The 26,023-nt window shown below is 65.7% G+C and carries 24 protein-coding genes; 16 read left to right on the forward strand and 8 right to left on the reverse strand.

The window, feature by feature from the left end; all coding sequences use genetic code 11:
* Positions 1-1,509, forward strand: a 1,509-nt coding sequence (locus CK498_RS21770; protein ID WP_095623095.1) for an aldehyde dehydrogenase (NADP(+)), incomplete at its 5' end; no start/stop codon positions are given.
* Positions 1,510-1,597: 88 nt separating this feature from the next.
* Here the strand turns inward: CK498_RS21770 and CK498_RS21775 are convergent.
* From CK498_RS21775 to CK498_RS21795, 5 genes are read right to left on the reverse strand one after another with little or no spacing between them, the layout of a single operon-like run.
* Positions 1,598-2,245: an SMP-30/gluconolactonase/LRE family protein gene (locus CK498_RS21775; RefSeq protein ID WP_095622967.1), complete on the reverse strand. Its 648-nt coding sequence runs from the start codon at positions 2,243-2,245 to the stop codon at positions 1,598-1,600.
* A gap of 26 nt (positions 2,246-2,271) precedes the next feature.
* Complete coding sequence (locus tag CK498_RS21780) at positions 2,272-4,017, reverse strand: IlvD/Edd family dehydratase (RefSeq protein ID WP_095622968.1); 1,746 nt, start codon at positions 4,015-4,017, stop codon at positions 2,272-2,274.
* A 24-nt stretch (positions 4,018-4,041) separates the two neighbouring features.
* The gene (gene araH / locus CK498_RS21785; RefSeq protein ID WP_095622969.1) at positions 4,042-5,058 is read right to left on the reverse strand and encodes an L-arabinose ABC transporter permease AraH; all 1,017 of its coding nucleotides are present in this window, start codon (positions 5,056-5,058) and stop codon (positions 4,042-4,044) included.
* A 28-nt stretch (positions 5,059-5,086) separates the two neighbouring features.
* Positions 5,087-6,580, reverse strand: a complete 1,494-nt coding sequence (gene araG, locus CK498_RS21790) for an L-arabinose ABC transporter ATP-binding protein AraG (RefSeq protein WP_095622970.1) — start codon at positions 6,578-6,580, stop codon at positions 5,087-5,089.
* Between the two features lie 52 nt (positions 6,581-6,632).
* Positions 6,633-7,628, reverse strand: a complete 996-nt coding sequence (locus CK498_RS21795) for an arabinose ABC transporter substrate-binding protein (RefSeq protein WP_095622971.1) — start codon at positions 7,626-7,628, stop codon at positions 6,633-6,635.
* 164 nt (positions 7,629-7,792) lie between these two features.
* On the opposite strand from CK498_RS21795, the gene CK498_RS21800 reads away from it, so the two are divergent.
* Entirely contained in the window at positions 7,793-8,746 is a 954-nt protein-coding gene (locus CK498_RS21800) for a LysR substrate-binding domain-containing protein (RefSeq protein ID WP_095622972.1), read from the forward strand.
* Between the two features lie 96 nt (positions 8,747-8,842).
* Here the strand turns inward: CK498_RS21800 and CK498_RS21805 are convergent, their stop codons facing one another.
* Positions 8,843-10,543 carry a DEAD/DEAH box helicase gene (locus CK498_RS21805; protein WP_095622973.1) on the reverse strand — a complete coding sequence of 567 codons (1,701 nt, stop codon included), beginning with the start codon at positions 10,541-10,543 and terminating at the stop codon, positions 8,843-8,845.
* Between the two features lie 607 nt (positions 10,544-11,150).
* Here CK498_RS21805 and CK498_RS21810 point away from each other — a divergent pair.
* From CK498_RS21810 to CK498_RS21850, 9 genes are read left to right on the forward strand one after another with little or no spacing between them, the layout of a single operon-like run.
* Positions 11,151-12,194, forward strand: coding sequence for a LacI family DNA-binding transcriptional regulator (locus tag CK498_RS21810; RefSeq protein WP_095622974.1), 1,044 nt, complete (start codon positions 11,151-11,153; stop codon positions 12,192-12,194).
* On the forward strand, positions 12,191-13,198 hold the full coding sequence (locus CK498_RS21815) for an ABC transporter substrate-binding protein (protein ID WP_095622975.1): 1,008 nt from the start codon (positions 12,191-12,193) through the stop codon (positions 13,196-13,198). Before CK498_RS21810 ends, CK498_RS21815 begins: the two co-directional genes overlap by 4 nt.
* A gap of 2 nt (positions 13,199-13,200) precedes the next feature.
* Positions 13,201-14,097: an ABC transporter permease gene (locus CK498_RS21820; RefSeq protein ID WP_095622976.1), complete on the forward strand. Its 897-nt coding sequence runs from the start codon at positions 13,201-13,203 to the stop codon at positions 14,095-14,097.
* A complete protein-coding gene (locus CK498_RS21825) occupies positions 14,094-14,882 on the forward strand; it encodes an ABC transporter permease (RefSeq protein ID WP_095622977.1) in 789 nt (262 codons plus the stop codon). Before CK498_RS21820 ends, CK498_RS21825 begins: the two co-directional genes overlap by 4 nt.
* A gap of 27 nt (positions 14,883-14,909) precedes the next feature.
* Positions 14,910-15,992 carry an ABC transporter ATP-binding protein gene (locus CK498_RS21830; RefSeq protein WP_095622978.1) on the forward strand — a complete coding sequence of 361 codons (1,083 nt, stop codon included), beginning with the start codon at positions 14,910-14,912 and terminating at the stop codon, positions 15,990-15,992.
* The gene (locus CK498_RS21835; RefSeq protein WP_095622979.1) at positions 15,985-16,815 is read left to right on the forward strand and encodes a phosphodiesterase; all 831 of its coding nucleotides are present in this window, start codon (positions 15,985-15,987) and stop codon (positions 16,813-16,815) included. The genes CK498_RS21830 and CK498_RS21835 overlap by 8 nt, the downstream gene beginning before the upstream one ends.
* A 57-nt stretch (positions 16,816-16,872) precedes the next feature.
* Positions 16,873-17,322 carry a YaiI/YqxD family protein gene (locus CK498_RS21840; RefSeq protein WP_095622980.1) on the forward strand — a complete coding sequence of 150 codons (450 nt, stop codon included), beginning with the start codon at positions 16,873-16,875 and terminating at the stop codon, positions 17,320-17,322.
* A gap of 50 nt (positions 17,323-17,372) precedes the next feature.
* A complete protein-coding gene (locus tag CK498_RS21845) occupies positions 17,373-17,486 on the forward strand; it encodes a DUF188 domain-containing protein (RefSeq protein WP_324615573.1) in 114 nt (37 codons plus the stop codon).
* A gap of 50 nt (positions 17,487-17,536) precedes the next feature.
* The gene (locus tag CK498_RS21850) at positions 17,537-17,650 is read left to right on the forward strand and encodes a DUF188 domain-containing protein (RefSeq protein ID WP_229359178.1); all 114 of its coding nucleotides are present in this window, start codon (positions 17,537-17,539) and stop codon (positions 17,648-17,650) included.
* 4 nt (positions 17,651-17,654) lie between these two features.
* Here the strand turns inward: CK498_RS21850 and CK498_RS21855 are convergent, their stop codons facing one another.
* Positions 17,655-18,659 carry a LacI family DNA-binding transcriptional regulator gene (locus tag CK498_RS21855; RefSeq protein WP_095623096.1) on the reverse strand — a complete coding sequence of 335 codons (1,005 nt, stop codon included), beginning with the start codon at positions 18,657-18,659 and terminating at the stop codon, positions 17,655-17,657.
* Positions 18,660-19,087: 428 nt separating this feature from the next.
* On the opposite strand from CK498_RS21855, the gene CK498_RS21860 reads away from it, so the two are divergent.
* From CK498_RS21860 to CK498_RS21880, 5 genes are all read left to right on the forward strand, one after another.
* Positions 19,088-20,143: a sugar phosphate isomerase/epimerase family protein gene (locus CK498_RS21860; RefSeq protein ID WP_095622981.1), complete on the forward strand. Its 1,056-nt coding sequence runs from the start codon at positions 19,088-19,090 to the stop codon at positions 20,141-20,143.
* Positions 20,144-20,174: 31 nt separating this feature from the next.
* Positions 20,175-21,335, forward strand: coding sequence for a Gfo/Idh/MocA family protein (locus CK498_RS21865; RefSeq protein WP_095622982.1), 1,161 nt, complete (start codon positions 20,175-20,177; stop codon positions 21,333-21,335).
* The gene (locus tag CK498_RS21870; protein WP_095622983.1) at positions 21,328-22,851 is read left to right on the forward strand and encodes a sugar ABC transporter ATP-binding protein; all 1,524 of its coding nucleotides are present in this window, start codon (positions 21,328-21,330) and stop codon (positions 22,849-22,851) included. The genes CK498_RS21865 and CK498_RS21870 overlap by 8 nt, the downstream gene beginning before the upstream one ends.
* 1 nt (position 22,852) lies before the next feature.
* A complete protein-coding gene (locus tag CK498_RS21875) occupies positions 22,853-23,848 on the forward strand; it encodes an ABC transporter permease (protein ID WP_095622984.1) in 996 nt (331 codons plus the stop codon).
* Between the two features lie 99 nt (positions 23,849-23,947).
* Entirely contained in the window at positions 23,948-24,916 is a 969-nt protein-coding gene (locus CK498_RS21880) for a substrate-binding domain-containing protein (protein ID WP_095622985.1), read from the forward strand.
* A 68-nt stretch (positions 24,917-24,984) separates the two neighbouring features.
* Here the strand turns inward: CK498_RS21880 and CK498_RS21885 are convergent, their stop codons facing one another.
* Positions 24,985-25,989: a glutathione S-transferase family protein gene (locus tag CK498_RS21885; RefSeq protein ID WP_095622986.1), complete on the reverse strand. Its 1,005-nt coding sequence runs from the start codon at positions 25,987-25,989 to the stop codon at positions 24,985-24,987.
* Between the last annotated feature and the right edge of the window lie 34 nt (positions 25,990-26,023).

Raw genomic sequence — 26,023 nt, forward strand, 5'->3', positions numbered from 1 at the left:
ACCAATCCCGCCACCGGCGAGGCCCTCGAGCCGGTCTACCGTGGCGGCAGCCAGGCCGAGGTCGAGCGCGCCTGTGAACTCGCCGAGGCGGCCTTCGACGCCTACCGCGAGACCACGCTCGAGGAGCGCGCGACCTTTCTCGAGACCATTGCCAGCGAGATCGAGGCCATCGGCGATGAGCTGACCCAGCGCGGCATGGCCGAGACCGGCCTGCCCCAGGCGCGCCTCGAGGGCGAGCGCGGCCGCACCTGCGGCCAGCTGCGCCTGTTCGCCGCGGTGGTATGCGCCGGCGAGTGGCTCGATGTGCGCCACGACCCGGCGCTGCCCGAGCGCCAACCCATGCCTCGCGTCGACCTGCGCCAGCGGCATATCGCCCTGGGCCCGGTCGCCGTGTTCGGTGCTAGCAACTTCCCGCTGGCGTTCTCGGTGGCCGGCGGCGATACCGCATCAAGCCTGGCCGCCGGCTGCCCGGTGGTGGTCAAGGGTCACTCCGCCCACCCCGGCACCTCCGAGCTGGTAGGTCGCGCCGTCCAGCGCGCCGTGGCCAAGTGCAACCTGCCCGAGGGCACCTTCTCGCTGCTGTTCGGTGCCGGCAACGAGATCGGCCAGGCGCTGGTCAGCGACCCACGCATCCAGGCGGTGGGCTTTACCGGCTCGCGCAGCGGCGGTACCGCCCTGATGAAGACCGCCCAGGCCCGCTCGCAGCCGATCCCGGTCTACGCCGAGATGAGCTCGATCAACCCGGTGTTCCTGCTGCCGGAAGCGCTCAAGGCCCGCGCTGACAAGATCGCCGAAGGCTTCGTGGGGTCCTTGAACATGGGCGCCGGCCAGTTCTGCACCAACCCCGGCCTGGTGCTGGGTATCAAGGGCGAGGCGCTGGACGCCTTCGTCAAGGCAGCCGGCGAGGCGGTCACCGCCAGCGCTGCCCAGACCATGCTCACCCCCGGCATCCACGGCGCCTATGCCGACGGCCTGGGTGCCTTGGCAAGCCATCCCAAGGTCCGCGAGATCGCCCGCGGCCAGAGCGGTGAAGGCCCGTACCAGTGCCAGACCGGGTTGTTCGTCGCCAGTGCGGCGGACTTCCTCACCGATGAGGCGCTGCAGGCCGAAGTCTTCGGTGCCACCTCGCTGGTGATCGAGTGCGCCGACCTGGCCGAGATGCAGCGCGTGGCCAAGGGGCTGGAAGGCCAGCTTACCGTCACCCTGCAGATGGACGACGGCGACCTGGACGCGGCCAAGGCGCTACTGCCGACGCTGGAGCGCAAGGCCGGGCGGATCCTCGCCAACGGCTGGCCCACCGGGGTCGAGGTATGCCACGCCATGGTCCACGGCGGCCCCTACCCGGCGACATCCGACAGCCGCACCACCTCGGTGGGCAGTGCCGCCATCCAGCGCTTCCTGCGCCCGGTGTGTTACCAGGCACTGCCGGCGGGCCTGCTGCCCGAGGCGCTCCAGGACGACAACCCGCTGGGCGTGAGCCGGCTGGTGGATGGCAAGCGCGAGGGATGACAGCAGTCGGCCGATAGCCAAGGGCTGATATCGAAAAAGGGAGCCAATAGAAAGGGGCATGGCGTGAGAGCGCCATGCCCCTTGTAGTTTATATCGCGTCGGGAAGTATGGCATCGCTGGCGTATTCGGCGACGCTGAGGCCCGTGACACCCGGCCGGCAGCAGAAGAGCCCCCCGGCCGCCGCCTCATCACTGCGCTGCGAAGCGGCGGTGGTGATGAATAGCAGGTCCAGCCCGGCACCACCGAAGGCGCAGGCGGTAACCCGTGAGGCGGGCAGCGTCAGCGTCTCGTCGAGCCGTCCATCGGGCAGGAAACGGCTAATGCGCCCGCCCTCCCAGTGCGCCACCCACAGTCCTCCCTCACGATCGCAGGCCATGCCATCGGGGTAGCCTTGGGTAGACGGGAAGCGGATATGCTCGCGCTTGCGGGCGACATTGCCCTGCACATCGAGATCGAAGGCATGGATCACGCCAGCCGAGGTATCGCTACGGTAGAGCGTGGCACCATCGGGACTGCGCGCCGCCCCGCTGGCGACGCGCGCCAATCGGCAGCACGCCTCATCCAGCGCCCAGCTGTAAGTCTTGCCGCTCGCCAGATCATGGGCGTAGCGTCGCGAAGCAAGCGTATCCACGAACAGCAGTTGTCCGGCGTCGCCACGGTCGGGGCACCACAGCGGGGCCGCGCCCAGCAGCGCCCGCCCCTTCCAGACACACTCGATAGCAGTGGCCTCAACCATGGCGGTCACTCCCCATGTCGATGCCATCAATGCGAGTGCCGCGGCACCTCAGCGCCGCGACAGCCGACCAGGAAGTCGAAGTCGCAGCCCTCGTCGGCCTGCAGCACATGCTCGATGTACAGCTGGCGATAGCCGCCGTCGCTGGCGATCCGTCGCGAGGCCGCGGTGGGGTCGCTTTGCGCCAGGCGCGCCTCGAGCTCGGCGTCGTCGATGTCCAAGTGCAGTTTGCCGGCATCGCAGTCGAGCTCGATCCAGTCGCCGTCACGCACCGCCGCCAGCGGGCCGCCTGCGGCCGATTCGGGCGCCACGTGCAGCACCACGGTGCCGTAGGCGGTGCCACTCATGCGCGCATCCGATATCCGCACCATGTCGGTGACACCCTGCTCGAGCAGCTTGGCCGGCAGCCCCATGTTGCCGACTTCCGCCATGCCGTGATAGCCACGTGGGCCGCAGTTCTTCATCACCAGCACGCTGTCGGCGTCGACCGCCAGGTCGGGCGCATTGATGCGTGCCTTGTAATCGTCGAAGTCTTCGAATACCACCGCCCGGCCGCGATGAGTCATCAGCTCTGGGCTGGCGGCCGAAGGCTTGAGCACCGCCCCGTTGGGCGCCAGGTTGCCGCGCAGCACGCACATGCCCCCGTCCTCGCGCAGGGGCTTGTCGAGCGGCCGAATCACCTCGTCGTTGTAGAGCGGCGCGTCCTCGACGTTCTCCCACAGGGTCTTGCCGTTGGCGGTCAGGGCGTCCTTGTGGGGCAGCCGGTCGGCCTCGCCGAGGCGCTTGAGTACCGCCGGCAGGCCGCCGGCGTAGTAGAACTCTTCCATCAGGAAGCGCCCCGAGGGCTGCAGGTCGACGATGGTCGGCGTGCCGCGGCCGATGCGCGTCCAGTCGTCCAGCGCCAGGTCGACGCCGATACGCCCGGCGATCGCCTTCAAGTGGATTACTGCGTTGGTCGAGCCGCCGATGGCGGCGTTGGTGCGAATGGCGTTCTCGAACGCGTCACGGGTCAGGAGCTTCGATAGCGTGAGGCCTTCGTCGACCATCTCGACGATGCGATTGCCGGACAGGTGCGCCAGCACGTAGCGCCGCGAGTCCACCGCGGGAATCGCCGCATTATGCGGCAGCGAGGTGCCCAGCGCCTCGGCCATGCAGGCCATGGTCGAGGCGGTGCCCATGGTGTTGCAGGTGCCCGCCGAGCGCGACATGCCGGCCTCGGCGGCCATGAAGTCGTGCAGCGAGATGGTCCCGGCCTTGACCTGCTCGGAGAGCTGCCAGACCACGGTACCGGAGCCGATGTCCTTGCCCTTGTGCTTGCCGTTGAGCATCGGCCCGCCACTGACCACGATGGTTGGGATGTCGCAGCTGGCCGCGCCCATCAGCAGCGCTGGGGTGGTCTTGTCGCAGCCCACCAGCAGCACCACGGCGTCGAGCGGATTGCCGCGGATCGCCTCCTCGACATCCATGCTCGCCAGGTTGCGGGTGAACATCGCCGTGGGCCGCAGGTTGGACTCGCCATTGGAGAACACCGGGAACTCCACCGGATAGCCGCCGGCCTCCAGCACCCCCTGCTTGACGTGCTCGGCAAGCTTGCGGAAGTGGGCGTTGCAGGGCGTCAGCTCCGACCAGGTGTTGCAGATGCCGATGATCGGCTTGCCCTGGAACTCGTGGTCGGGGATGCCCTGGTTCTTCATCCAGCTGCGGTACATGAAGCCATTCTTGTCGGCACTGCCGAACCACTCGGCACTACGCAGGCGGCGCTGGCGATCGGTCATGGGAAAGTCTCCGGTAATGGGGGGTCAGGCACGCTGGCGGCGGGTCTGCTTCCAGCGGTCGAACATCACCGCCAGCAACAGGATGGCGCCACGCACCAGGTACTGGTAGAAGGTCGGCACATTGAGCAACCCCATGGCGTTCTGTACGCAGCCCATGATCAGCACCCCGACCACCACGCCGGTGATGGTGGCGACGCCGCCGGACAGCGCCACCCCACCCAGCACGCAGGCCGAGATCACCGCCAGCTCCAGGCCCATGGAGGTATTGGGGTCGCCCAGCCCCATGCGCGAGGCCAGCAGCACGCCGACGATGCCGGCCACTACGCCCTGCAGGCCGAACACGATGATCTTGAGCCTGCGCACATTGACCCCGGCCAGGGCCGCCGCTTCCGAGTTGCCACCGGTGGCCAGCACATTGCGCCCAAAGGCGGTCATATTGAGCACCACGCCAAAGATCACGAAGCAGGCGAGCATGGTCCAGACTGGCAGCGTCAGACCGAGAAAGGCGGCGCTACCCAGATCGAAGAACCCCGGCACGGTGATCATCACCGCGTCACCGCCGGAGGTGATATAGGCCAGGCCACGCACGAACTCCATCGCCGCCAGGGTGGCGATCAGCGAGTTGATGCCAAACTTGGCGATCACCAGGCCGTTGAATACCCCTACCGCGGCGCCAGCGGCAATACCGCCCAGCACGCCGATGAACACGCTGCCGGACGTTGAGGTGACGACCGCCGCCACTACTCCGGCGAAGGCCACCGTGGAGGCCACCGACAGATCGACCTCGCCCAGCGCCAATACCAGCATCATGGTGGTGGCCAGGCTGCCGATTAGGGTGATCGAGAGCAGCAGTCCGACCATGTTGCGGCCGGTGAGAAAGTCGGGGATGAACACCGCCAGGGCCACGAACAGCAGCAGAAAAATGGCGATCAGACCCGACGTATCGAGCAGCGTACGCAACGGCTTGATCAACCCCCGACGCCCTGCCGGGCGCTCCGGCAGAGACTCGCCAGCGGCTTGCCCCAGTTTGTTGGTTGTCATAACGTCGATTCCTGAAAAGAGTTACGGATCAGGCTGGCAGCGCCAACCCCAGAAGGCGTTCGGGCGTAGCCTCATCCCGGGCCACCACCTCGACCAGTACGCCATCGCGCATCACCGCGATGCGGTCGCAGATCGAGCTGACCTCGGCCAGATCACTGGAGATCACCACCACGCTCTTGCCCTGTTCGGCCAGGTCATAGAGCAGGGTGTAGATGTCCCGCCGGGCACCCACGTCGATGCCGCGGGTCGGTTCATCCATCACGAATAGGTCGATCTCTTCGGCCAGCCAACGGGCCAGGATGACTTTCTGCTGGTTGCCCCCCGACAGGGTGCCGATGGCCGTGCGTGGGCCGGGCGTCTTGACGCTCAGCCGGCGAATGTACTCTTCGGCATTGGCGCGCTCGCGTCGCGGATGGCGAAACGCCCCCCAGCGCGTGAAGAAGCGACGACAGCTGATATTCAGGTTGTCGGCCACGCTGGCGATGGGGAAGATGCCCTGGGACTTGCGATCCTCCGGGCACATGGCGATACCTGAGCGAATCGCCTCGCCGGGGCTCTTGAAACGTCGCGCTTCACCGTTGAAGCGCACCACCCCGGCTTTCGGCACCTCGACGCCGCATACCAATCGCAGCAATTCACTGCGCCCGGCCCCGACCAGGCCGAAAAGCCCAAACACTTCGCCGCGCTTGACTGCGAAGCTTACCGGCGCCTTGAGGCCGCGACCTTCGATGGCATCTACCTCCAGCACCACCTCGCCCTGCTCGCGGGACCGATAACCATAGACATCCTCGATATCGCGCCCGACCATCTCGCTGACCAGGGTGTCGTGGTCGAGGCGGGTCATGTCCTCGTGGGTACGGATGTGCTGGCCGTCGCGGAAGATGGTCACCGCATCGCACATCTCGAACACCTCCTCCATGCGATGGGTAACGTAGAGCACCACCCGCCCCTCGTCGCGCAGCCGCTTGACGATGCGCTTGAGCTGTCGCGTCTCCTGCACCGACAGGCTGCTGGTGGGCTCGTCGAAGGCGATGATCCGGGCATCACGTAGCAAGGCACGGCCGATCTCGATCATCTGCTGCTGGCCAATCGACAGATCGCGAACCTTGGTCGAGGGATGAATATCGCCCTCGCCGAGATCGGCAAGGATCGCCAGCGCTCGCTCACGCAGCTGGCGGCGCTTGATGAAGCCATTGCGGGTGGGGAGCTGACCCAGCAGCAGGTTCTCGGCCACCGTCATGTTCGGCGACAGCGTCAGCTCCTGATAGATAATGGCAATCCCCTGAGCCAGCGCCTCGCGGGCGTTGGCGAAGACATGGCGCTGGCCATCGATCCACAGGGCGCCCTCGGCCACCCGGTTGATGCCACTGAGGACCTTGAGTAGCGTCGACTTTCCGGCGCCATTCTCGCCCATCAAGGCGTGCACCTGGCCGGCATGGGCGGCGAAGCTGACGCCATCCAGTGCACGCACACCGGGAAACACGACGCTGATGGTGTCGAAGCGAAGAAAGGGGGCAGACATAGGCGTGCTCTCCACAGGGTACGTATCCCGGGCCATGCGGCCCGGGGTGACGTCAAAGACCGAGCTCCTGGCGTACGTCCTGCCAGTTGTCGCGGGTCATCAGGGTGCCGGAGGTTTCGGTGTTGGCCGGCGGCTCCTCGCCCTCGGTGATCCAGTGGTAGAGGTCTTCTGCGGTCTGGCGACCGTGCATGGTGGAGCTGACCGCCACGGTGCCGTGGAAGCCGGTGGGATTGTCGCGAGAGAATTCGGCGAAGGCTGCCCCCGAGCCGTTGATGCCGACCCCGATCACGTTGTCGGCGGCCAGGCCGTACTGCTCGGTGGCACGCACCCCACCGAGGACACTCTCCTCGTTGAGCGCATAGATGATCCAGTGCTCGAAATCACCGCGCTGGGAGAGCACCGGCGAGGCAGCCGAGAAGGCACCGCTGGTATCGGTGCTCTGCTGGGGTGCATCGAAGATATTGTCCTCGGGGAAGCCCCACTCCAGTAACGCCTGGGTGGCGCCATCGGTGCGTTCCACCGCCGTGGGCAACTCATTGTTGGTGATGCGCAGGGCGCCGACCTCCTGGGGGTCCCAGCCACGCGCCTCCATCTCGGCGGCGATCGCCTCACCGACCTGTAGGCCGATCTTGGTACCCGACATCCCCAGGTGGGGGACTCCTTCCAGCGGCTCACCACTCGAGTCGACGAACTGATCATCCACCGTGATCACCTTCATGTCGTACTGATTGGCACGATTCATGATCGCCGGCCCCAGCCGTACGTCCGGTGGGCAGATGACGAAGCCCTGGGCGCCCTGGGAGTAGAGGTTGTCGATGGCACTTAGCACCTCTTGCCCATCCCTGCCGCCTAGGCGTACGACGCTGAAGCCGAGCTCCTCACCGCGTTCGGTGGCGGCCCGCTGCTCATTGATGAACCAGGCCTGTTCAGGCTGCTTGACGATGAAGCCAATTTTGACATCGTCATCCTGCGCCTGGGCGCTGCCCATCGCTGTCAGCATGACAGCACTACCAAGTGCCAGACGGGTGAGTGTTGTGTTGATTGGCATGTCCCTCTCCTATGCTCTCCGCAAGAGTCTTGTTGTTGTCGATCAGCGAGCGTGCCTCGTGATGGACGACTTCAACCTAGATAGCCGATTGATAACCATCAAATACACAAAACATCAGTTTCTGATATTAATATGGTTATCATAAAACGATAGAGGCCGAGCCCATGGGCATGCTTGACGAGGAGTGGTTTCTCAACACACGACTAAAGTTGCGTCATCTGCAGCTGTTCTTGGCCCTTGACGAGGAGCGCAACCTGCACCGGGCCGCCGTCCGCCTGGGCATGAGCCAACCGGCAGCATCGAAATTGCTCACCGACCTGGAGATCCGGCTGGAGGTACGTCTCTTCGAGCGCCATGCCCGTGGACTAACGCCCAATTGGTACGGCGAGGTCATGGTGCGCCATGCCCGCAACATGCTGTCGGAGCTGCGCCACACCGGCGAGGAGATGAATGCGCTGCGCATCGGCAACGCCGGTACGGTGACGATTGGCACGGTGATGGCGCCGGCCGTGACGCTACTGACCAGCGCCATCGAGCGCGTTCACCGCGACCTGCCGGCGCTCAAGATCGGTGTCGAGGTAGACGTCAGCAAGGCCCTGGTGCCGCGCTTGCTGGAAGGCGAGCTGGACTTCGCCATCACGCGTATTCCGGCAGGGTTTCAGGCGGAGCATTTCGTGTTCGAGGAGATCGGCGAGGAGGACCTGTGCTTCGTGTGTCGCCAGGGCCACCCGTTGACCGGACAGACACCGCTGACGCTAAACGCCATGGCCGCTTACCCCTGGTCGTTGCAGCCGGTCGGTGGCCTGATGCGCCAGCGGGTCGACAGCCTGTTCCTGCACCATGGCGTCGCGCCACCGCGCCAGATCGTCGACACCACCGATGTGCTGGTCTCGCTGGCCTTGGTCGACAAGTCGGACACCATCACCGTGACCACCCGCGAAGTCGCCGAGCTGCTGTGCGCCCCACCGCGTTTCCGCGTGCTGCCCTTCAGCGAGCACCTCAGCGTTCAGCCCTATGGGCTGGTGAGCCTGCGCCAGCGGCGTTTGTCACCCGGGGCCAGCGCCCTGATGACGACCCTGCGGGAGTTGATCGCCCACACCCGCATCGCTGCGCGCTGAACGGCAGGCAGGGACTCATAAACGAAGCAGGCCGGGGACGATGTCCCCGGCCTGCTTGCGTTGCCGAACCCGACCGCCGCGAGGGCGGTCGTGGTATCAGGCGCTGGTGCGGCGAATCGGCGCGTCGCCGTCGCTGCGCCGACGCGGTGCGCGCTCCGGCGCGCCGCTGTCTTCGCTGATCTCCAGCGGACGACCGGCGACACGGGCGCGAGCCATCTTGGCCAGGATGCTGGACGGCAGCGAGCTTGGCAGCTCGACCACCGAGAAGGCGTTGCGGATATCGATGCGGCCGATACGGGCGCCCTCGATGCCGCCTTCGTTGGCCAGCGCGCCGACCAGTTGGCCGGGCTTGACGCCATCCTTGTGACCGACTGACACGCGATAGCGGGTCATGCCTTCACGCGGGGCGCTGTCGCGACGCTTGGGCTTGCCGTCACGCGGGGCGCGATCGCTGGCACGCTCGGCGCGCGGCGCCTGCACACGGCCGATCGGTGCTTCGTCAGCGCGCGCCATGGCGGCGAACACGCAGGCCAGCTCGATCGGATCGTTACCTTCGGCCACCAGGCGCTCGATCAGCGCTTTCTGCTCGTCGGCACCCGCAGTGATCATGCCCTGCACGCGCTTGGAGAACACCTCGTCGCGGTGAGCGCGGATCGTCGCTTCGTCGGGCAGCGGCATCTCGGCCATGTGCTGGCCGGTGGCCTGCTCCATCCAGCGCACCTTGCGGGTCTCGCGGAAGCCGACGAAGGTGATGGCGATGCCGGTCCGGCCGGCACGACCGGTACGCCCGATACGGTGGGTGTAGGCCTCGCTGTCCTGCGGCAGGTCGTAGTTGATGACGTGGGTGATGCGCGGCACGTCGAGGCCGCGGGCGGCCACATCGGTGGCGATCAGCACGTCGACCTTGCCGCGCTTGAGGCGCGTGATAGTGCGCTCGCGCAGGCTCTGGTCGAGATCCCCCGACAGGCCGGCGGCGTTGACGCCGCGTGCGGTGAGCTGCTCGACCAGCGTGGTGCAGGCGGCACGGGTACGCACGAAGACGATGGCACCGTCGACCGGCTCGACCTCGAGAATGCGCGCCAGTGCTTCCAGCTTGGCGCCGCCGTCGACGCGCACCATGCGCTGGTCGATGCTGGCCGCCGTACCGGCGCTGGCCTCGATGGCGACCTTGACCGGGTCGACCAGGTAGCGATTGACGATGCGCTCGATCTCGGCCGGCAGCGTGGCCGAGAAGAATACCCGCTGGGCATCCTTGGGCGTGTCGGCGACGACGCGCTTGACGTCATCGATGAAGCCCATGCGCAGCATTTCGTCGGCTTCGTCGAGCACCAGAGCGGAGAGGCCGTCGAGCTTGAGGCTACCGCGATCCAGGTGGTCGATGATGCGGCCGGGAGTGCCGACCACGACTTGAGCACCGCGCTTGAGGGCGCCGAGCTGCTCGCGATATTCCTGGCCGCCGCACAGGGTGGCGACTTCCAGGCCCTTGAGGTTCTGGCCGTATTTGCTGAACGACACAGCGACCTGCTGGGCCAGCTCACGGGTCGGTGCCATCACCAGCACCTGGGGCTCGCGGCGGTCGAGGTCGATACGCGACAGGATCGGCAGCGCGAAGGCTGCGGTCTTGCCGGTACCGGTCTGGGCCTGGCCCAGCATGTCACGGCCTTCCAGCAGCGCAGGGATGGTCTGCAGCTGGATCGGCGAAGGAGTCTCGTAGCCCAGTGTTTCCACAGCGGAGAGAACGGCAGGCAACAGAGCAAGATCGCCGAAGCTCGGCGAAGCGACAGAAGTCGAGGTCATCAATCACACCTTGGTAGGCCGGTCATTACCGGCAACAGAGTTTGGTGGTGTCCCTGATCCCATCAATACGCCAAACCGTCACGGACGGACTGGCCTGCCCCTTGGGGCAACACGGGCGGAGTCTGGGACACCGGTCGCACCTGGCATCCGGTTCGCGTACGAAGATTCGGCTGGGCCGAACCGGCTCGGGCCATGGCGGGCAGCTGCTCACCTAGACCCTCGGCGAACCGCTGTGGCGACCGTTTGCGCCGCGCGGAAGACAATCCGCGTTCCTGGGCGCTCCATCTACATAGTCGGACGCATCTGGCGTCCTGCAAAGCGTCGTGCAGCATCATCCAATCAAGCAGCGATGAGCGACGAACCGTTACGATGGTGGGGTCAACACATGCGAGGAGCGCGCATGCTAACATCGCCATCCGACCCTGGCCAGTCTTTTCGCGGCCGCCACTCTTGCCCTCATCGCCTGACCTCGTCACCTCGCCGTTCATAGAGGTTTCATCCAACTGCCCTCGATCCGCCATCGAATCAACACGCGTCGGTCATATCTCGCCGCTAGAGTCGCCCCATGAGATCGATCTCATCGATCACGCGTTCATGAGGCAGCGACATGGCAGATCTACTCAGCGTGGCGAAGTTGGCCGGCGTTTCCCGCGCCACGGCGTCGCGCACCTTCGCCACTCCCGAGCGGGTAAGTCCCGCGACCCGCCGCAAGGTAGAGGACGCGGCCACCCAGCTCGCCTTTCGGCCCAACAAGGTGGCGCGCCAGCTACGCGCCCGAGCCACCAAGATGATCGGCGTGATGGTACCCAGCCTTAACAATCCGGTCTTCGCCGAGCAGCTACACGCCATGGAAGTGGCGGCCCGTGAAGCCGGCTATTCACTGATCGTCACCACCAGCGGATACGACCCCAGCCGCGAGCAGGCGATCGTCGAGGAGATGCTCAGCCAGCGCGTCGACGGCCTGGCGCTCACCGTCGCCGTGGCCCGCGACAGTGCGGTGCTGACCACGCTGCAGCGCGAGACTACACCCTGCCTGCTGGTCTACAACCCGCCCCACCCCGGCGGCCTTCCCGCCATCGGCGTCGACAACCGTGCCGCCATGGCCGAGGCCACCCGCCACCTCATCGCACTGGGCCACCGCCATATCGGTATGGTCGCCGGCCCGCTGCTGCAGTCGGACCGCGCGCGCCTGCGCTATGCCGGCTACCGCCAGGCCATGCGCGAGCATGGGCTCGCGCCGCAGCCATTGATCGAGATGCCGCGCCACACCCAGGCCGAACTGGCCTGCCTGGCGCCGGCCCTGGCGGGTCCCAACCGCCTCACCGCCGTGCTCTGCACCAACGACCTGCTGGCCATCAGCCTGATCGGCGAACTGCAGCGGGCCACGTTCTCGGTACCAGACGACCTCTCGGTGATGGGCTTCGATGGCATCGACCTGGGGCGGCGCCTCTACCCCTCGCTGTGCAGCATGGAGCAGCCGCGTATCGAGATCGGCCGCGCGGCGATTGCCAGCCTGCTGGCCATGATCCAGGGGCAGTCGCCCCCTCTCCCCTTCCTCCCTCACGCACTGCGAGAGGGAGAAAGCGTCGGAGCGCCTCCGACGTCCCGGCAAGCCCCCACCCTTCGCTCACCTCAGAGGAATACACCATGAGCGCTTCGCGTCTTCGTCAAACCCTGCTGGCTAGCGCCCTGCTCGGCGCCAGCTCCCTGGCCAGCGGCGATACTGCCATCTGCTACAACTGTCCGCCGGAGTGGGCCGATTGGGGCACACAGCTGCGTCTGATCGAACAGCAGACCGGCATCCGCGTACCCCAGGACAACAAGAATTCCGGCCAGTCGCTGGCGCAGTTGGTGGCCGAGCAGAACAGCCCGGTAGCGGATGTCGTCTACTATGGCGTGACCTTCGGCATCCAGGCCATGGAGGCCGACGTCGTCGCGCCCTATCAGCCGGCCCACTGGGACGAGATCCCTGAGGGGCTCAAGGATCCCGACGGCCACTGGTTCGCCATTCACTCCGGCACCCTGGGCTTCATGGTCAATGTCGACGCCCTGGACGGCGCACCGGTGCCTAGCTCATGGGACGACCTGCTCAAGCCCGAGTACCGCGGTATGGTCGGCTACCTCGATCCCGCCAGCGCCTTCGTCGGCTATGTCGGTGCCGTAGCGGTGAACCTGGCCAAGGGCGGCGATCTCGATGACTTCTCACCCGCCATCGACTACTTCAACGCCCTGGCCGACAACGCCCCCATCGTTCCCAAGCAAACCAGCTACGCCCGGGTACTCTCCGGCGAGATTCCGATCCTGCTCGACTACGACTTCAACGCCTATCGTGCCCGACACGGCGATGGCGCCAACGTCGAGTTCGTCATTCCCGAGGAGGGCAGCGTGGTGGTGCCCTATGTGATGAGCCTGGTGAAGGATGGCCCACACGCCGACAACGGGCGCGAGGTGCTCGACTTCGTGCTCTCGGATCAGGGCCAGGCAGTGTGGGCCGATGCCTACCTGCGTCCGGTACGCGACAGTGCCATCTCCGAGCAGGCGCGCGAGGTGTTCCTGCCCGACAGCGACTACGCACGCGCCCAAACCGTGGACTACGACGCCATGGCGGCGGCACAGCGCCAGTTCTCCGACCGCTACCTGTCAGAGGTGCGGTGATCATGTCGGTGGTATCACAGCAGCGGCCCCAAGCGGGGGCCGCTTCATCGCGCAAGCCGGCGCCAACCGCCGGCCTGAGGGGGCTGGGGCATCCGGCCATATTGGCCTTGGTGCCGGCCTTGACGCTGTTCTGTGCCTTCTGGCTGCTGCCTTTCGCCCGGCTGGTACTGATGGGTGCCGAGGTCGACCGAGGCAGTGGCGTCAGCGCCTACCTGGCCATCCTCACCCACCGGCAATACCTGACCAGCCTCGCCGCCACGCTGGGCATCTCCCTGGTGGTATCGCTGGCGGCGGTGGGCATCGCGGGCCTGGCCGGCTTCTTTCTTGCCCGCCACCGCTTTGCCGGCAAGTCGCTGCTGGTCGCCAGCTTGACCTTCCCGTTGGCCTTCCCGGGAGTCGTGGTCGGTTTCCTGGTGATCATGCTCGGCGGGCGCCAGGGCGCCCTGGCGCAGTTGAGCCTGTGGCTGTTCGACGAGCGCTGGATGTTCGCCTACTCGCTGATGGGGCTGTTCGTCGGCTACCTCTACTTTTCCATTCCCCGGGTGATCACCACCGTGATGGCGGCCTGCGACACCCTCGACCGCAGCCTGGAGGAGGCGGCGCGCTCGCTGGGGGCCAGCACCTGGCGGGTCGCGCGTGACGTGATCGTGCCGGGCATCGCGCCGGCGCTGCTCTCCACCGGGGCGATCTGCTTTGCCACCAGCATGGGGGCCTTCGGCACCGCCTTCACCCTGGGGACCCGCATGAGCATTCTGCCCCTCGATATCTATGGCGAATTCACCAACTACGCCAATTTCTCCATGGCCGCCGCCCTCTCGGTGGTGCTCGGCGTGATCACCTGGATCGCCTTGAGCGTGGCCCGAAAACTGGCCGGTGGCGGCCTGGGAGCACCGGCATGACGTCACGCCTACGCTTTCTGCTGCAGCTGGGCTTCACCCTGCTGGTATGCCTGTTCATGATCGTGCCGGTGGCGATGTCGGTGCTCGCCGGGCTCACCGAAAACTACTTCGTCGGTCTCCGCAGCGGCTTGACGCTGCGCTGGGTCGACGAGGTCTGGTCACTCTATTCCGACACCATCTGGCTATCGATTCGGCTGGCGCTGGCCTGCCTTGTGGTCACCGTGCTGCTCGGCGTGCCGGCCGCCTACGGCCTGCTGCGTAGCCGCCGCCGCTGGGCCAATGCCATCGAGGAGACCCTGCTGCTGCCGGTAGCCGTGCCCGGCCTGGCCACGGCCCTGGCGCTGCTGCTGGCCTATGGCCACTACCGCGAATTTCGCGACAGTTGGCTATTCATCCTGGTCGGCCATGTGCTGTTCACCCTGCCGTTCATGATCCGTCCGGTCCTCGCCGTGATGCGCAGCGCGCGCCTGGCGCTGCTCGAAGAGGCCGCGGCAAGCCTCGGTGCCGGCTTCTGGCGACGCTTCCTGACGGTGGTGGTACCCAATTGCATGAGCGGCATTCTGGCCGGCGCCCTGATGGTGGTCACCCTGTCGATCGGCGAGTTCAACATCACCTGGATGCTGCACACGCCGCTGAACAAGACGCTACCGGTGGGGCTGGCCGACAGCTACGCCTCCATGCGCCTGGAGATCGGCTCGGCCTACACCCTGATCTTCCTGGTCATGATCGTGCCGCTGCTGGTCGCCATCCAGTGGCTGGGGCGCCTCACCGGCCAGCGTCACTAACCTTTGCCGATATCCTGCGAGACCGATATGAACTCATCCATCAGCATCGACCTGGAAGCGTGCGGTCGCACCTTTGCCGGTGGCCACACCGCCTTGCACCCCCTCGACCTGAATATCGCCGCCGGCGAGACTCTGGTGCTACTGGGGCCCTCCGGCTGCGGCAAGACCACCACCCTGCGCCTCATCAGCGGCCTGGAACGCCCCGACCCCAACGGCCGCGTGCGCTTCGACGGGCGCGACGTCACGCCGCTGCCCATCGAGAAGCGCAAGGTGGGCATGGTGTTCCAGAGCTATGCCCTATTCCCCAATATGAACGTCGCCGCCAACATCGCCTACGGGCTGCGGATCCAGCGCCTGCCGGCAGCCGAGATCCAGCAGCGGGTGGACGAGGTGATGGCCATGACCGACCTCGGCGGCTTCGGTGAGCGCCGCATCGATGAGCTTTCCGGTGGCCAGAAGCAGCGCGTGGCGCTGGCCCGCGCCATCGCCGTGCGACCCCGGGTACTACTGTTCGACGAACCGCTAGCCGCCCTCGACGCCAAGCTGCGCGATCGGCTACGCATCGAGATCGCCAGGTTGCTCAAAGAGCTGGGAATCACTGCCGTCTATGTGACCCACGACCAGTCGGAGGCGATGGCGCTCGGCGATCGTATCGCCGTCATGCACCAGGGGCGTATCGTCCAGCTCGGTACACCGCAAGAGATCTACCATCGCCCCGCCAGCACCTTCGTCGCCGACTTCATTGGCGCCGTCAACCGCCTGCCGGTACTCGCCGCCGGCGCCGCGGGCCGGCTGGCAGTCCACGGCGGCGAGTTGGTCAGCCCGCACCTGCGCGGCAAGCGCACCCTCTACTGCCGCCCCGAAGACATCCAGATCGTGGCGCTGGACGCCGCGGCCATTCGCGGCCGTGTCATGGAGAGCGTCTTCCTCGGTCAATCCCAGCGCCTGCTGGTGGATACCGGCAGCGACGCCCCACTGCAGGTGGATGCCGGCTCGCGCCACCAATGGCGAGCCGGCGAGGCCATCGGCCTGGCGATCCCTCCCGAGGTGCTGTTTCATCCCGAGCAGCACCCCGACGCCGCCCGGGCCGAGGAGGTGCCACATGATTGAGCCGTGCCTGATCGCCCAGATCAGCGACCCTCACATCAAGGCCGAGGGACGCCTCTCCTATCGCCAGGTCGATACCGCCAGGGCGTTGCGCCAGGCCATCGACAAGCTCGAACGGCTGATACCACGCCCGCAGCTGCTGCTGATCAGCGGCGACCTGGTGGATTTCGGCAGACCCGACGAGTACGCCACGCTGCGCGAGATACTCGCTGATTCGAGCCTGCCGATCTACCTAATTCCGGGCAACCACGACCACCGGGAGAACCTGCGCGCCGCCTTCCCGACACTCACACACCTGTTTCAGCATCCGCGCTTCGTGCAGTGGGCGGTGGACGACTACCCGGTTCGGCTGATCGGCCTCGACTCCAGCGTGCCTGGGGCGTCCCACGGTCTGCTGTGCCCGGCGCGCCTGCAGTGGCTCGATGAGACCCTGCACCAGCAACCGACCCGCCCGACCCTGGTCATGCTGCACCATCACCCCTTCGCCAGCGGCATCGCGCATATGGATCGCCAGCCGCTGCGCCATGCCAGCGCCCTGGCCGAGGTCATTGTCCAGCATCCCCAGGTCGAGCGGGTGCTGTGCGGCCATCTGCACCGCAGCCTCCAGGCACGCTTCGCCAACACCCTGGCAATGAGCTGCCCAGGCGTGTCGCACCAGGTCAGCCTGAGGTTAGACGGCGCAGGCACGCCGAGCTTTCATCTCGAGCCGCCGGGCTATCTGCTGCACCACTGGACGCCCGCTGCTGGCCTGGTGACCCACCAGGGATTCATCGACGACTACCCGGGCCCGTTCCCCTTCTATGACGACAACGGCTTGATCGATTGAAGGGGCGGGCACGACCGCATGCTATGATCCCTCGCCGACACCGTTCAGGAGCCCTGCATGCCTAGCCTGTGGATCGATGCCGACGCCTGCCCCAAGGTCGCCCGCGAGATCATCGTGCGTGCCGCCGAGCGCACCGCCACCCCCACCTGGTTCGTGGCCAACCACCAGATCCCGCTACCGCCGTCGCGCTGGGTCAAGTCGCTGGCGGTGGCCAGCGGCTTCGACGCCGCCGACAACGAGATCGTCGCCCGGCTCGAGGCCGGCGACCTGCTGATCAGCTCGGATCTGCCGCTGGCCATGGAGGCCATCGACAAGGGTGCGGCGGTGATGACCAGCCGCGGCGAGATGCTCGACAAGAGCAATATAAAAGCGCGAGTCCAGATGCGGGATTTTATGGAAACCCTGCGCGCCAGCGGCGAGCACACCGGCGGGCCCAAGGGCTACTCCGACGTTGACCGCCGCGAGTTCGCCAATGCGCTGGATCGCTGGCTGGCGAAGAACGCCTGAACTTATAAAGCATCTGGCCCGGGTCCAGATGCGCCTGATACAAGATCTACATGGAAACCCTGCGCGCCAGCGGCGAGCACACCGGCGGGCCCAAGGGCTACTCCGACGTTGACCGCTGCGAGTTCGCCAATGCGCTGGATCGCTGGCTGGCGAAGAACGCCTGAACTTATAAAGCATCTGGCCCGGGTCCAGATGCGCCTGATACAAGATCTACATGGAAACCCTGCGCGCCAGCGGCGAACACACCAGTGGCCCCAAGGGCTACTCGGACATCGACCGCCGCGAGTTCGCCAATGCGCTGGATCGCTGGCTGGCGAAGAACGCCTAAGGTGTTACGCGTCGGGGCGGCCGGTGCTCTTGCGCACGATGAGCTGGGTGCTGAGTGTCTGACGCCTGACCACCGGCTCGCCGCGCATGAGTCCCAACAGCAGGCGCATCGCCTGCTGCCCGATCTCATTGCGCGGCTGGCTGATGGTGGTCAGTTCCGGCTCGCAATACTCGCTGAAGCCGATGTTGTCGAAGCCGACCACCGAGAGCTGCCCGGGCACCGCCAGGCCGAGTTGGCGCGCAGCCTTGAGCACCCCGATGGCCATCTCGTCACTGTGGCAGAAGATGGCGGTGGGTCGCGTCCGGCCAGGCTCGAGCAGCGCCAGGCCCTGCTGATAGCCAGAGCGAAAGCCGAAATCGCCCTCCACGATACGCGCCTCGGCAACCAGGCCATGGGCGGCCAGGGTGTCGTGATAGCCGCGAACCCGCTCCTTGCAGATCGGGTTGGCAGCGGGACCGCTGAGCGTGGCAATGCGTCGATGCCCCAGTGAGATCAGGTAGTCGATGGCGTGACAGGCAGCCTGGTGGTTATCGATGGCAACGGTGGGCAGGTCGATATCGGCAAAGAACTCACAGGCCATGACCAGCGGGAAGCTTGACTGCCCATCGGCCTGGCGGACAAGCACCATGGGCACCTCGGCGGTCAGCAGCAAGATACCGTCGGCCTGATTGGTCGGCAGCAGCTCGAAGTAAGCCTCCGCCCGTGCCGGGTCATGCTCGCAGTCACCGATCAGCACCTGATAGCCGGCCAGATGCGCAACCTCCTCCATGCCGTTGATGATCTCGGAAAAGAAGGGATTGGAGATGTCCGGCAGCAGCGCAACGATGGTCTTCGACTCGGCACGCCGCAGGTTGCGCGCCGCCACGTTGGGCGCATAGCCGACGTCGGCGATGGCCTGGGCGACCCGCTCACGGGTCGTATCACTCACCTTTTCGGGGGTGGCCAGGGCGCGGGATACCGTCGCCGTCGAGCAGCCCGCGACCCGGGCGACATCCTTGATGGTGGGCATTGAGTGGTTTCGCTTGCCAGATACCTTGGCGCGTAGCATATCGCGATTGTCCTGATGGAGGTAATGCCCTGCACGCTCGTCAGGGCCATGGCGTTTCTTTCGCTCGAATGTAAAGCTTTACACTAGCATGACCATCAGCACCACCCTCTTCGCGACATCGCCTCCCCCTGCTTCCTGCATGCCCATCGATGGATGAAACCAGTTTTTCACTCATACATTGGTCTAAAAAAAACAGCAGCTTGCGCACCACTAGCTGGCCAAAAAAGCGTGTACTTCCGGTGCATTACGGCTATTTCATCGCCTCCCCTGCTACTCCTGCTCTGGCTTGACCCTCTTAGCCGCCTCTGCTGACATGTAATCCATTACATCAATGCCGGGCTGGATGTCATTCACGCCCAGGCCACGCGATCCGAACCACGAGGTGCACGATGAAGACCATCAAGGGGCCGGCACTCTTCCTTGCCCAGTATGTGGGCGACGAGTTTCCCTTCGACAGCCTGGCGCATCTCGCCCCCTGGGTGGCATCCCTCGGCTTCAAGGGGGTGCAGATCCCCACCTGGGACAAGCGGCTATTCGACCTCGAACAAGCGGCCGAGAGTCCTGAATACTGCCGCGAGGTCCAGGCACTGCTGGCCGAGCATGGCCTGGAGATCACCGAGCTCTCGAGCCATCTGCAGGGGCAGCTGGTGGCGGTGCATCCGGTCTACGACAGCGTGTTCGACGGTTTTGCCCCCACCGAGTTGCACGGCGATCCCGTTGCACGCCAGGCCTGGGCGGTGCAGCAGCTCAAACTGGCGGCGCGCGCCAGCGCCAACCTGGGACTGAGTGCCCACGGCACCTTCTCCGGCTCACTGCTGTGGCCCTTCCTGTATCCCTGGCCACAGCGCCCCACCGGGCTGGTCGAGGAGGGCTTCGCCGAGCTGGCCAGGCGCTGGCGACCGATCCTCGATGCCTTCGCTGACGCCGGCGTCGACCTGTGCTTCGAGATTCATCCCGGCGAGGACCTCCACGATGGCGCCACCTTCGAGCGCTTCCTCGAGGAGGTGGATCACCACCCGCGCTGCTGCATGCTCTACGACCCTTCCCATATGGTCCTGCAACAGCTCGACCACCTGGCTTTCCTCGACCGCTACCACCCGTGGATCCGCATGTTTCACGTCAAGGACGCCGAATTCCAGCCCTCCGCCAGCCAGGGCGTTTACGGCGGTTATGCCAACTGGATCGATCGTGCCGGGCGCTTCCGATCCCTGGGCGATGGCCAGGTCGACTTCAAGGGCATCTTCTCGAAGCTCGCCCAGTACGACTTCGACGGCTGGGCGGTGATCGAGTGGGAATGCGCCCTCAAGCATCCCGAACAGGGCGCCGCCGAGGGAGCACGCTTCGTCACCGACCACATCATCCGGGTCACCGAGCGTGCCTTCGACGACTTCGCCGATGCCGGCACCGACCGCCAGGCCAACCGCGTCCTGCTCGGACTCGACTGACCACCCACCAAGCACCCGCAAGGAGCCCGCCATGACGCACGACTCAACGCGACCCCGCCTGCGCCTGGCCATGATCGGCGGCGGCCAGGGCGCCTTCATCGGCGGCGTCCACCGCATGGCCGCCCGCCTGGACGACCGCTTCGAACTGGTTGCCGGCGTCTTCTCGTCTCAGGCCGAGCGCAACCTGGCCACCGCGCATGAGCTGGGCGTCGACAAGACGCGCTGCTACGCCAACCACGAGGCACTGCTGGCCGGCGAGACGCCACGCGAGGATGGCGCCGAGGTCGTCGCCATCGTCACCCCCAACCACCTGCACTTTCCGGCAGCGCTGGCGACGCTGGAAGCTGGATTGCACGTGGTATGCGAGAAACCCATGACGCTGGGCGTCGCGGAAGCCGAGCGCCTGGCAAGGGCCGCCGCCGCCAGCCAGCGGCGTTTCGTGCTGACCCACAACTATGCGGGCTACCCGCTGGTCCAGCATGCCCGTGCGCTGGTCGCTCGTGGCGAACTCGGGCGACTGCGCCATGTGCAGGTGGAGTACCTGCAGGAGTGGCTCAGCGAGGCACCAGACGCAGCCAACCGCCAAGCCGCCTGGCGGCTCGACCCCGCCCGTGCCGGGGCAGCCGGCTGCCTGGGCGATATCGGCGTTCACGCCTTCCAGCTGGCCCAGTTCATCAGCGGCCAGCGCGTCGACCAGGTCAGCGCTGAATTGAGCAGCGCGGTGCCTGACCGCGCGTTAGACGACAATGTCCAGGCGCTGCTACGTTTCGATGGCGGCGCCCGCGGCATGCTGTGGGCAAGCCAGACCGCGGCGGGCTTCGAAAATGCCCTGAGCATCCGCGTGATTGGCGAGCGGGGCAGCCTGCAGTGGGCCCAGGAGACGCCCAACGAGCTGTGGTTCAAGCCACTCAATGGCCCCAGCCAGCGCCTGACGCGCCGCGATGACGCCCTGAGCGCCGAGATCGGCCGCGGCGTGCGCCTGCCGGGCGGCCATCCGGAAGGCTATATCGAGGCCTTCGCCAATCTCTACCAGGCACTGGCCGACGATCTGGCGGCAGACGAACACTCGGCCTGGCTGCCGGGGATTGCCGATGGCGTCGACGGCATGCGCTTCATCAGCGCCGCGCTCGCCTCCAGCCAGGCAGCGGGCAGCTGGACATCGCTGACGCAGAGGGGGGCCCCCGATGCGTGAGCCCATCCTGCGCCTCGAGGGCATCGGCAAGGCCTTCGGCCCGGTCCAGGTACTAGAGGACATCTCACTCTCCCTCGTCCCGGGCGAGGTGCTCGGCATCCTCGGCGAGAACGGCGCCGGCAAGTCGACCCTGCTCAAGATCGTCAGCGGCATCTACACCCCGAGCGCGGGCACCATTCACCTGGACAGCGAGGCACTCAGCGCCCTGGATCCGATCACGGCGCGCCGCCACGGCGTGGCGATGATCCCCCAGGAGTTCAATCTGGTCTCGACCCTGCGCGTCTACGAGAACGTCTTCCTCGGCCAGGAGCTGCGTCGCGGCGGGCTACTCGACCACGGCGCGATGCGCCAGCGTACCCGGGAGCTGCTGGCCTCTCTGGAGGTGGCGCTCGATCCCGACCTGCCCATCGAACGCCTCAGTGTCGCCGAGAAGCAGATGGTGGAAGTGGCTCGGGTGCTGGTCAACGAGGCGCGTATCGTCATCCTCGACGAACCAACCACGGTGCTCACCGACCGCGAAGTGGCGGTGCTGTTCAAGGTGGTACGCACGCTGGTCGCCCGCGGCGTAGCGGTCATGTTCATCTCCCACAAGCTCAAGGAGGTCAAGGAACTCTGCGACCGGCTACTGATCCTGCGCGATGGCCAGCAGGTCGAGCTGTGCGAAGTGGGCGAGCTCAGCGAGGAGGACATGGCGCGCAAGATGGTCGGCCGCGAGCTGTCGCAGGTCTATCCCGACAAGCCCCCTGCCGCGGCGCATGAGGCCTCGCCGGCACTGCAGGTGCGCGGCCTGAGCCTCAAGGACGTGCTTTACGATATCGACCTGGAGGTCCACCGCGGCGAGGTGCTGGGTCTGGCCGGCCTGGTGGGGGCGGGTCGCACCGAGATCGCCGAGACGATCATGGGCCTGCGCCGCAGGGACGGCGGCGCGCTGCATATCGACGGCAAGGCAGTCGATATCCGCTCGCCCAACGAGGCACATGCCCACGGCCTGGCCTACCTCTCTGAAGACCGCCAGGGCAAGGGGCTGCAGCTCTCCTTCAATGTCATGCAGAACATCACTTCGCTGAGCCTGAAGCGTTATGTCCGCGGCCTTATCCGGCATGCTGCCGAACGTCGCCAGGCCGAACACTACCAGCAGCGGCTCTCGATCAAAGCCGCCAACCTGGGCGCCCCCGTCAGCAAGCTGAGTGGCGGCAACCAGCAGAAGGTCTACTTCTCCAAACTGCTCGATATCGAGCCGGACATCCTGCTCCTGGATGAGCCCACCCGCGGCATCGATATCAGTGCCAAGCAGCAGATCTACCAACTGATCCGCGAGCTCACCGAGCAAGGCAAGGCGGTCATCGTGATCTCCTCCGAACTCGAGGAGATCATCGGCATGTCCGACCGCGTTCTGGTAGTCCGCGAAGGGCGCATCGCAGTCGAGCTGAACGGCGACGACATCAATGAAGAGCAGATCATGCTGTATGCCGCCGGCGCACGACAGCACGCCAATTGCGAACGAGTGGGGACGTAAAATGAACCAGTCACAGAATACCAAACCGGCGGCAGCGCTCGTCATCCAGGGCCTGCGCAAGATTCCGCTGAACGCCGCTATCCTGGCCCCCTTGGTGGCACTCATTCTGCTGTTTGCCGTGTCGTCGCTGGCCAGCGAGTACTTCCTCAACACCCGCAACATCTCCAACGTGCTGCGTCAGGTCTCCTACACCGGGATCATCGCCATCGGCATGACCTTCGTGATCATCGCCGGCGGCATCGATCTCTCGGTGGGCTCGATGGTGGCGCTGGTCGGTGTGATCGTACTCTACGTGGTCAACGCCATCAGTGACCCCGTCCAGGCGGTGATCCTGGCGATGCTGGCAGCTATCGTGGCCGGCTCGCTGTTCGGCCTCTTCAATGGCCTGATGGTCACGCGAGGACGCATTGCCGCCTTCGTGGTGACGCTGGCCAGCATGTCGATCTTCCGTTCGCTGGCGCTCTACTTCACCGATGCCGCCGAGGTCTCGACGCGCAACCCGATCTTTTCCAACGTCGGCGGCGGTTTCTTCCTGAGCATACCGATTCCGGTCTGGGTGTTCTTTGGCCTGGCCATCGTCGCCCACGTCCTGCTGTTCCATACCGCGTACGGTCGGCATGTCTGCGCCGTAGGCGCCAATCCGCAGGTGGCCCGTTACTCCGGCATCCGCGTCAAGCGCATCGTGCTCTCCACCTTCGTCATCGCCGGCCTCTGCGTTGGCCTGTCGGCGATCATGCTGACCTCACGCCTCAACTCGGTAAGCCCCAGCGACGCCGGCTACTTCTACGAGCTGGATGCCATCGCTGCGGTGGTCATCGGTGGCACCGCGCTATCCGGTGGGCGTGGCACGGTATGGGGCACCGTCATCGGAGCGCTGATCCTCGGCATCATCAATAACATGCTCAACCTGACCGGGGTCTCGCCTTATCTGCAGGGACTGGTCAAGGGCGCGGTGATTCTGCTCGCGGTTCTGCTGCAGTACAAACGCGCCGCCTGATGCCATTTTCGGCCGCCGTGACCTCTTCGGGTGGCGGCCACTCCGGGCGTGGCCATCCCCCGCCCGCTTACGAACCACAACGAAACGGGAGCCACAATCATGACCTTCTCACGCCTGATGAAGACTGCGGCACTGACTGCCGCCCTGACCGGCACCGCCGGCCTGGCCAGCGCCGACGACTATCATATCGGCGTCACGGTACCCTCGGCCGATCATGGCTGGACGGCGGGCCTGATGTGGTGGGCCCAGCAAGCCACCGATGAGCTGAGTGAAAAATATCCAGACGTCAGCTTCACCGTGCTTTCCGCCAATTCCGGCACCGCCCAGGTCTCCAACGTGGAGGACCTGATGATCCGTAACCTGGATGCACTGGTGATACTGCCCTACAACCCGGCGACCCTGCAGTCGGTGATCTCGGAAGCCTACGAGGAGGGCATCTATACCGTCGTCGTGGATCGCGAACTGGAGATCCCGGCCCAGGACGTCTTCCTGGCCGGCGACAACCCCGGCCTTGGCGAGCAGGCCGCGCGCTATATCGCCGACGAGCTGGGTGGCGAGGGCAATATCCTGGTTCTGGAGGGGCCACCGATTCCGATCAACAGCCAGCGCGTTGACGCCTTCAACCGAGTCATGGGGGAGTACTCGGGGATCAACATCCTGGCCTCCCAGAATACCGATTGGAATCCACAGCAGGCACTGAGCGTCACCGAGGATCTGCTCGGAAGCAATCCCCAGGTGGATGCCATCTGGGCCGGTGACGACGATGTGCTGGTCGCGGCACTGCAGGCCATCGAGGAAAACGAGCGGGACGATATCCAGCTCGTGGTGGGCGGGGGTGGCTCGCAGCGGGTCATTGAGATGATTCGCGACGACCATCCCATGGTCAAGGGCACCGTCACCTATCCCCCCAATATGATTGCCTCGGCAATTGCCTTGGCCGTGCACGGCGTCAAGGGCGAACGCCTGGGGGACATGTATCACGGCATTCCGTCACGTGTGATCCTGGCCGCCGACCTGATCACCGCCGACAACGTCGAGGCGTTCTACGAACCCGACGCAGCCTACTGATACAACGGCTTCCCCTGCACGACGGCCGCGCCCCTTCGCCGGGGCGCGGCCGTTGCGTGATACCGCCGTCACCCCTTCTCGCGAATCCCCTGCCCCGGCAGCCGCTGGCGATCATGGCCGCGATCGAGGTCGAGCAGCGGCCCTTTGGGTACGATGCGGGTCGGATTGATGGTGTCGTGGCTGTAGTAGTAGTGGCGCTTGATATGGTCGAAGTCCACCGTTTCCTTGATGCCCGGCCACTGGTATAGCTCACGCAGGTAGTTCGACAGGTTCGGGTAGTCCTCGATGCGCTTGAGGTTGCACTTGAAGTGGCCGTGATAGACGGCATCGAAGCGCACCAGGGTGGTGAACAGCCGAATATCGGCTTCGGTCAGCCACTCGCCGGCCAGATAGCGATGTGCGGCGAGACGCGCTTCCATGCGATCCAGCGCCTCGAATAGCGCCACGACATGCTTGTCGTAGACCTTCTGGTCGGTGGCGAAGCCCGACTTGTAGACACCGTTGTTGATATGGTCGTAGACGTCGGCGTTGACCGCGTCGATGGTCTCGCGCAGATCCACCGGGTAGAAATCGAGACGATTGCCGGTCAGCTCATCGAAGGCACCGTTGAGCATGCGCAGCAGCTCGGCGGACTCATTGTTGACGATGCGGCCACCCTGTTTGTCCCACAGCGCCGGCACGGTAACGCGGCCGGTGTAGTGCGGATCGGTGAGGGTATAGAGCTCGCGATGATAATCGACGCCGTTGATCGGGTCACCGCTGGCGCCCTCTCCACGGTGGTAGGTCCACCCCTGGTCGAGCATCAGCGGGCTGACGTGCGAGACGCCAACCAGTGCGTCCAGCCCCTTGAGCTTGCGCAGGATCAAGGTGCGATGCGCCCAGGGGCAGGCCAGCGACACATAAAGGTGGTAGCGATCCGCCTCGGCGGGCAATCCCGGCTGGCCAGCGGGGCCGGGACTACCGTCGGCCGTCACCCAGTCGCGCAGCTGGGCGGATTCACGCACGAATTCACCGCCATGCTTGTCGGTATCGTACCACTGGTCGTGCCATTTGCCGTCGATCAACAGGCCCATCGGCCACCTCCGGATCATGAGAAGTCGAGTAGCC

The sequence above is a fragment of the Halomonas salipaludis genome, assembly GCF_002286975.1.
GTDB lineage: Bacteria > Pseudomonadota > Gammaproteobacteria > Pseudomonadales > Halomonadaceae > Franzmannia > Franzmannia salipaludis.

Coding starts and splice junctions, on each gene's coding strand:
- CK498_RS21775 (WP_095622967.1), bottom strand. CDS start 2,245: ATGGTTGAGGCCACTGCTATCGAGTGTGTCTGGAAGGGGCGGGCGCTG.
- CK498_RS21780 (WP_095622968.1), bottom strand. CDS start 4,017: ATGACCGATCGCCAGCGCCGCCTGCGTAGTGCCGAGTGGTTCGGCAGT.
- araH (WP_095622969.1), bottom strand. CDS start 5,058: ATGACAACCAACAAACTGGGGCAAGCCGCTGGCGAGTCTCTGCCGGAG.
- araG (WP_095622970.1), bottom strand. CDS start 6,580: ATGTCTGCCCCCTTTCTTCGCTTCGACACCATCAGCGTCGTGTTTCCC.
- CK498_RS21795 (WP_095622971.1), bottom strand. CDS start 7,628: ATGCCAATCAACACAACACTCACCCGTCTGGCACTTGGTAGTGCTGTC.
- CK498_RS21800 (WP_095622972.1), top strand. CDS start 7,793: ATGGGCATGCTTGACGAGGAGTGGTTTCTCAACACACGACTAAAGTTG.
- CK498_RS21805 (WP_095622973.1), bottom strand. CDS start 10,543: ATGACCTCGACTTCTGTCGCTTCGCCGAGCTTCGGCGATCTTGCTCTG.
- CK498_RS21810 (WP_095622974.1), top strand. CDS start 11,151: ATGGCAGATCTACTCAGCGTGGCGAAGTTGGCCGGCGTTTCCCGCGCC.
- CK498_RS21815 (WP_095622975.1), top strand. CDS start 12,191: ATGAGCGCTTCGCGTCTTCGTCAAACCCTGCTGGCTAGCGCCCTGCTC.
- CK498_RS21820 (WP_095622976.1), top strand. CDS start 13,201: ATGTCGGTGGTATCACAGCAGCGGCCCCAAGCGGGGGCCGCTTCATCG.
- CK498_RS21825 (WP_095622977.1), top strand. CDS start 14,094: ATGACGTCACGCCTACGCTTTCTGCTGCAGCTGGGCTTCACCCTGCTG.
- CK498_RS21830 (WP_095622978.1), top strand. CDS start 14,910: ATGAACTCATCCATCAGCATCGACCTGGAAGCGTGCGGTCGCACCTTT.
- CK498_RS21835 (WP_095622979.1), top strand. CDS start 15,985: ATGATTGAGCCGTGCCTGATCGCCCAGATCAGCGACCCTCACATCAAG.
- CK498_RS21840 (WP_095622980.1), top strand. CDS start 16,873: ATGCCTAGCCTGTGGATCGATGCCGACGCCTGCCCCAAGGTCGCCCGC.
- CK498_RS21845 (WP_324615573.1), top strand. CDS start 17,373: ATGGAAACCCTGCGCGCCAGCGGCGAGCACACCGGCGGGCCCAAGGGC.
- CK498_RS21850 (WP_229359178.1), top strand. CDS start 17,537: ATGGAAACCCTGCGCGCCAGCGGCGAACACACCAGTGGCCCCAAGGGC.
- CK498_RS21855 (WP_095623096.1), bottom strand. CDS start 18,659: ATGCCCACCATCAAGGATGTCGCCCGGGTCGCGGGCTGCTCGACGGCG.
- CK498_RS21860 (WP_095622981.1), top strand. CDS start 19,088: ATGAAGACCATCAAGGGGCCGGCACTCTTCCTTGCCCAGTATGTGGGC.
- CK498_RS21865 (WP_095622982.1), top strand. CDS start 20,175: ATGACGCACGACTCAACGCGACCCCGCCTGCGCCTGGCCATGATCGGC.
- CK498_RS21870 (WP_095622983.1), top strand. CDS start 21,328: ATGCGTGAGCCCATCCTGCGCCTCGAGGGCATCGGCAAGGCCTTCGGC.
- CK498_RS21875 (WP_095622984.1), top strand. CDS start 22,853: ATGAACCAGTCACAGAATACCAAACCGGCGGCAGCGCTCGTCATCCAG.
- CK498_RS21880 (WP_095622985.1), top strand. CDS start 23,948: ATGACCTTCTCACGCCTGATGAAGACTGCGGCACTGACTGCCGCCCTG.
- CK498_RS21885 (WP_095622986.1), bottom strand. CDS start 25,989: ATGGGCCTGTTGATCGACGGCAAATGGCACGACCAGTGGTACGATACC.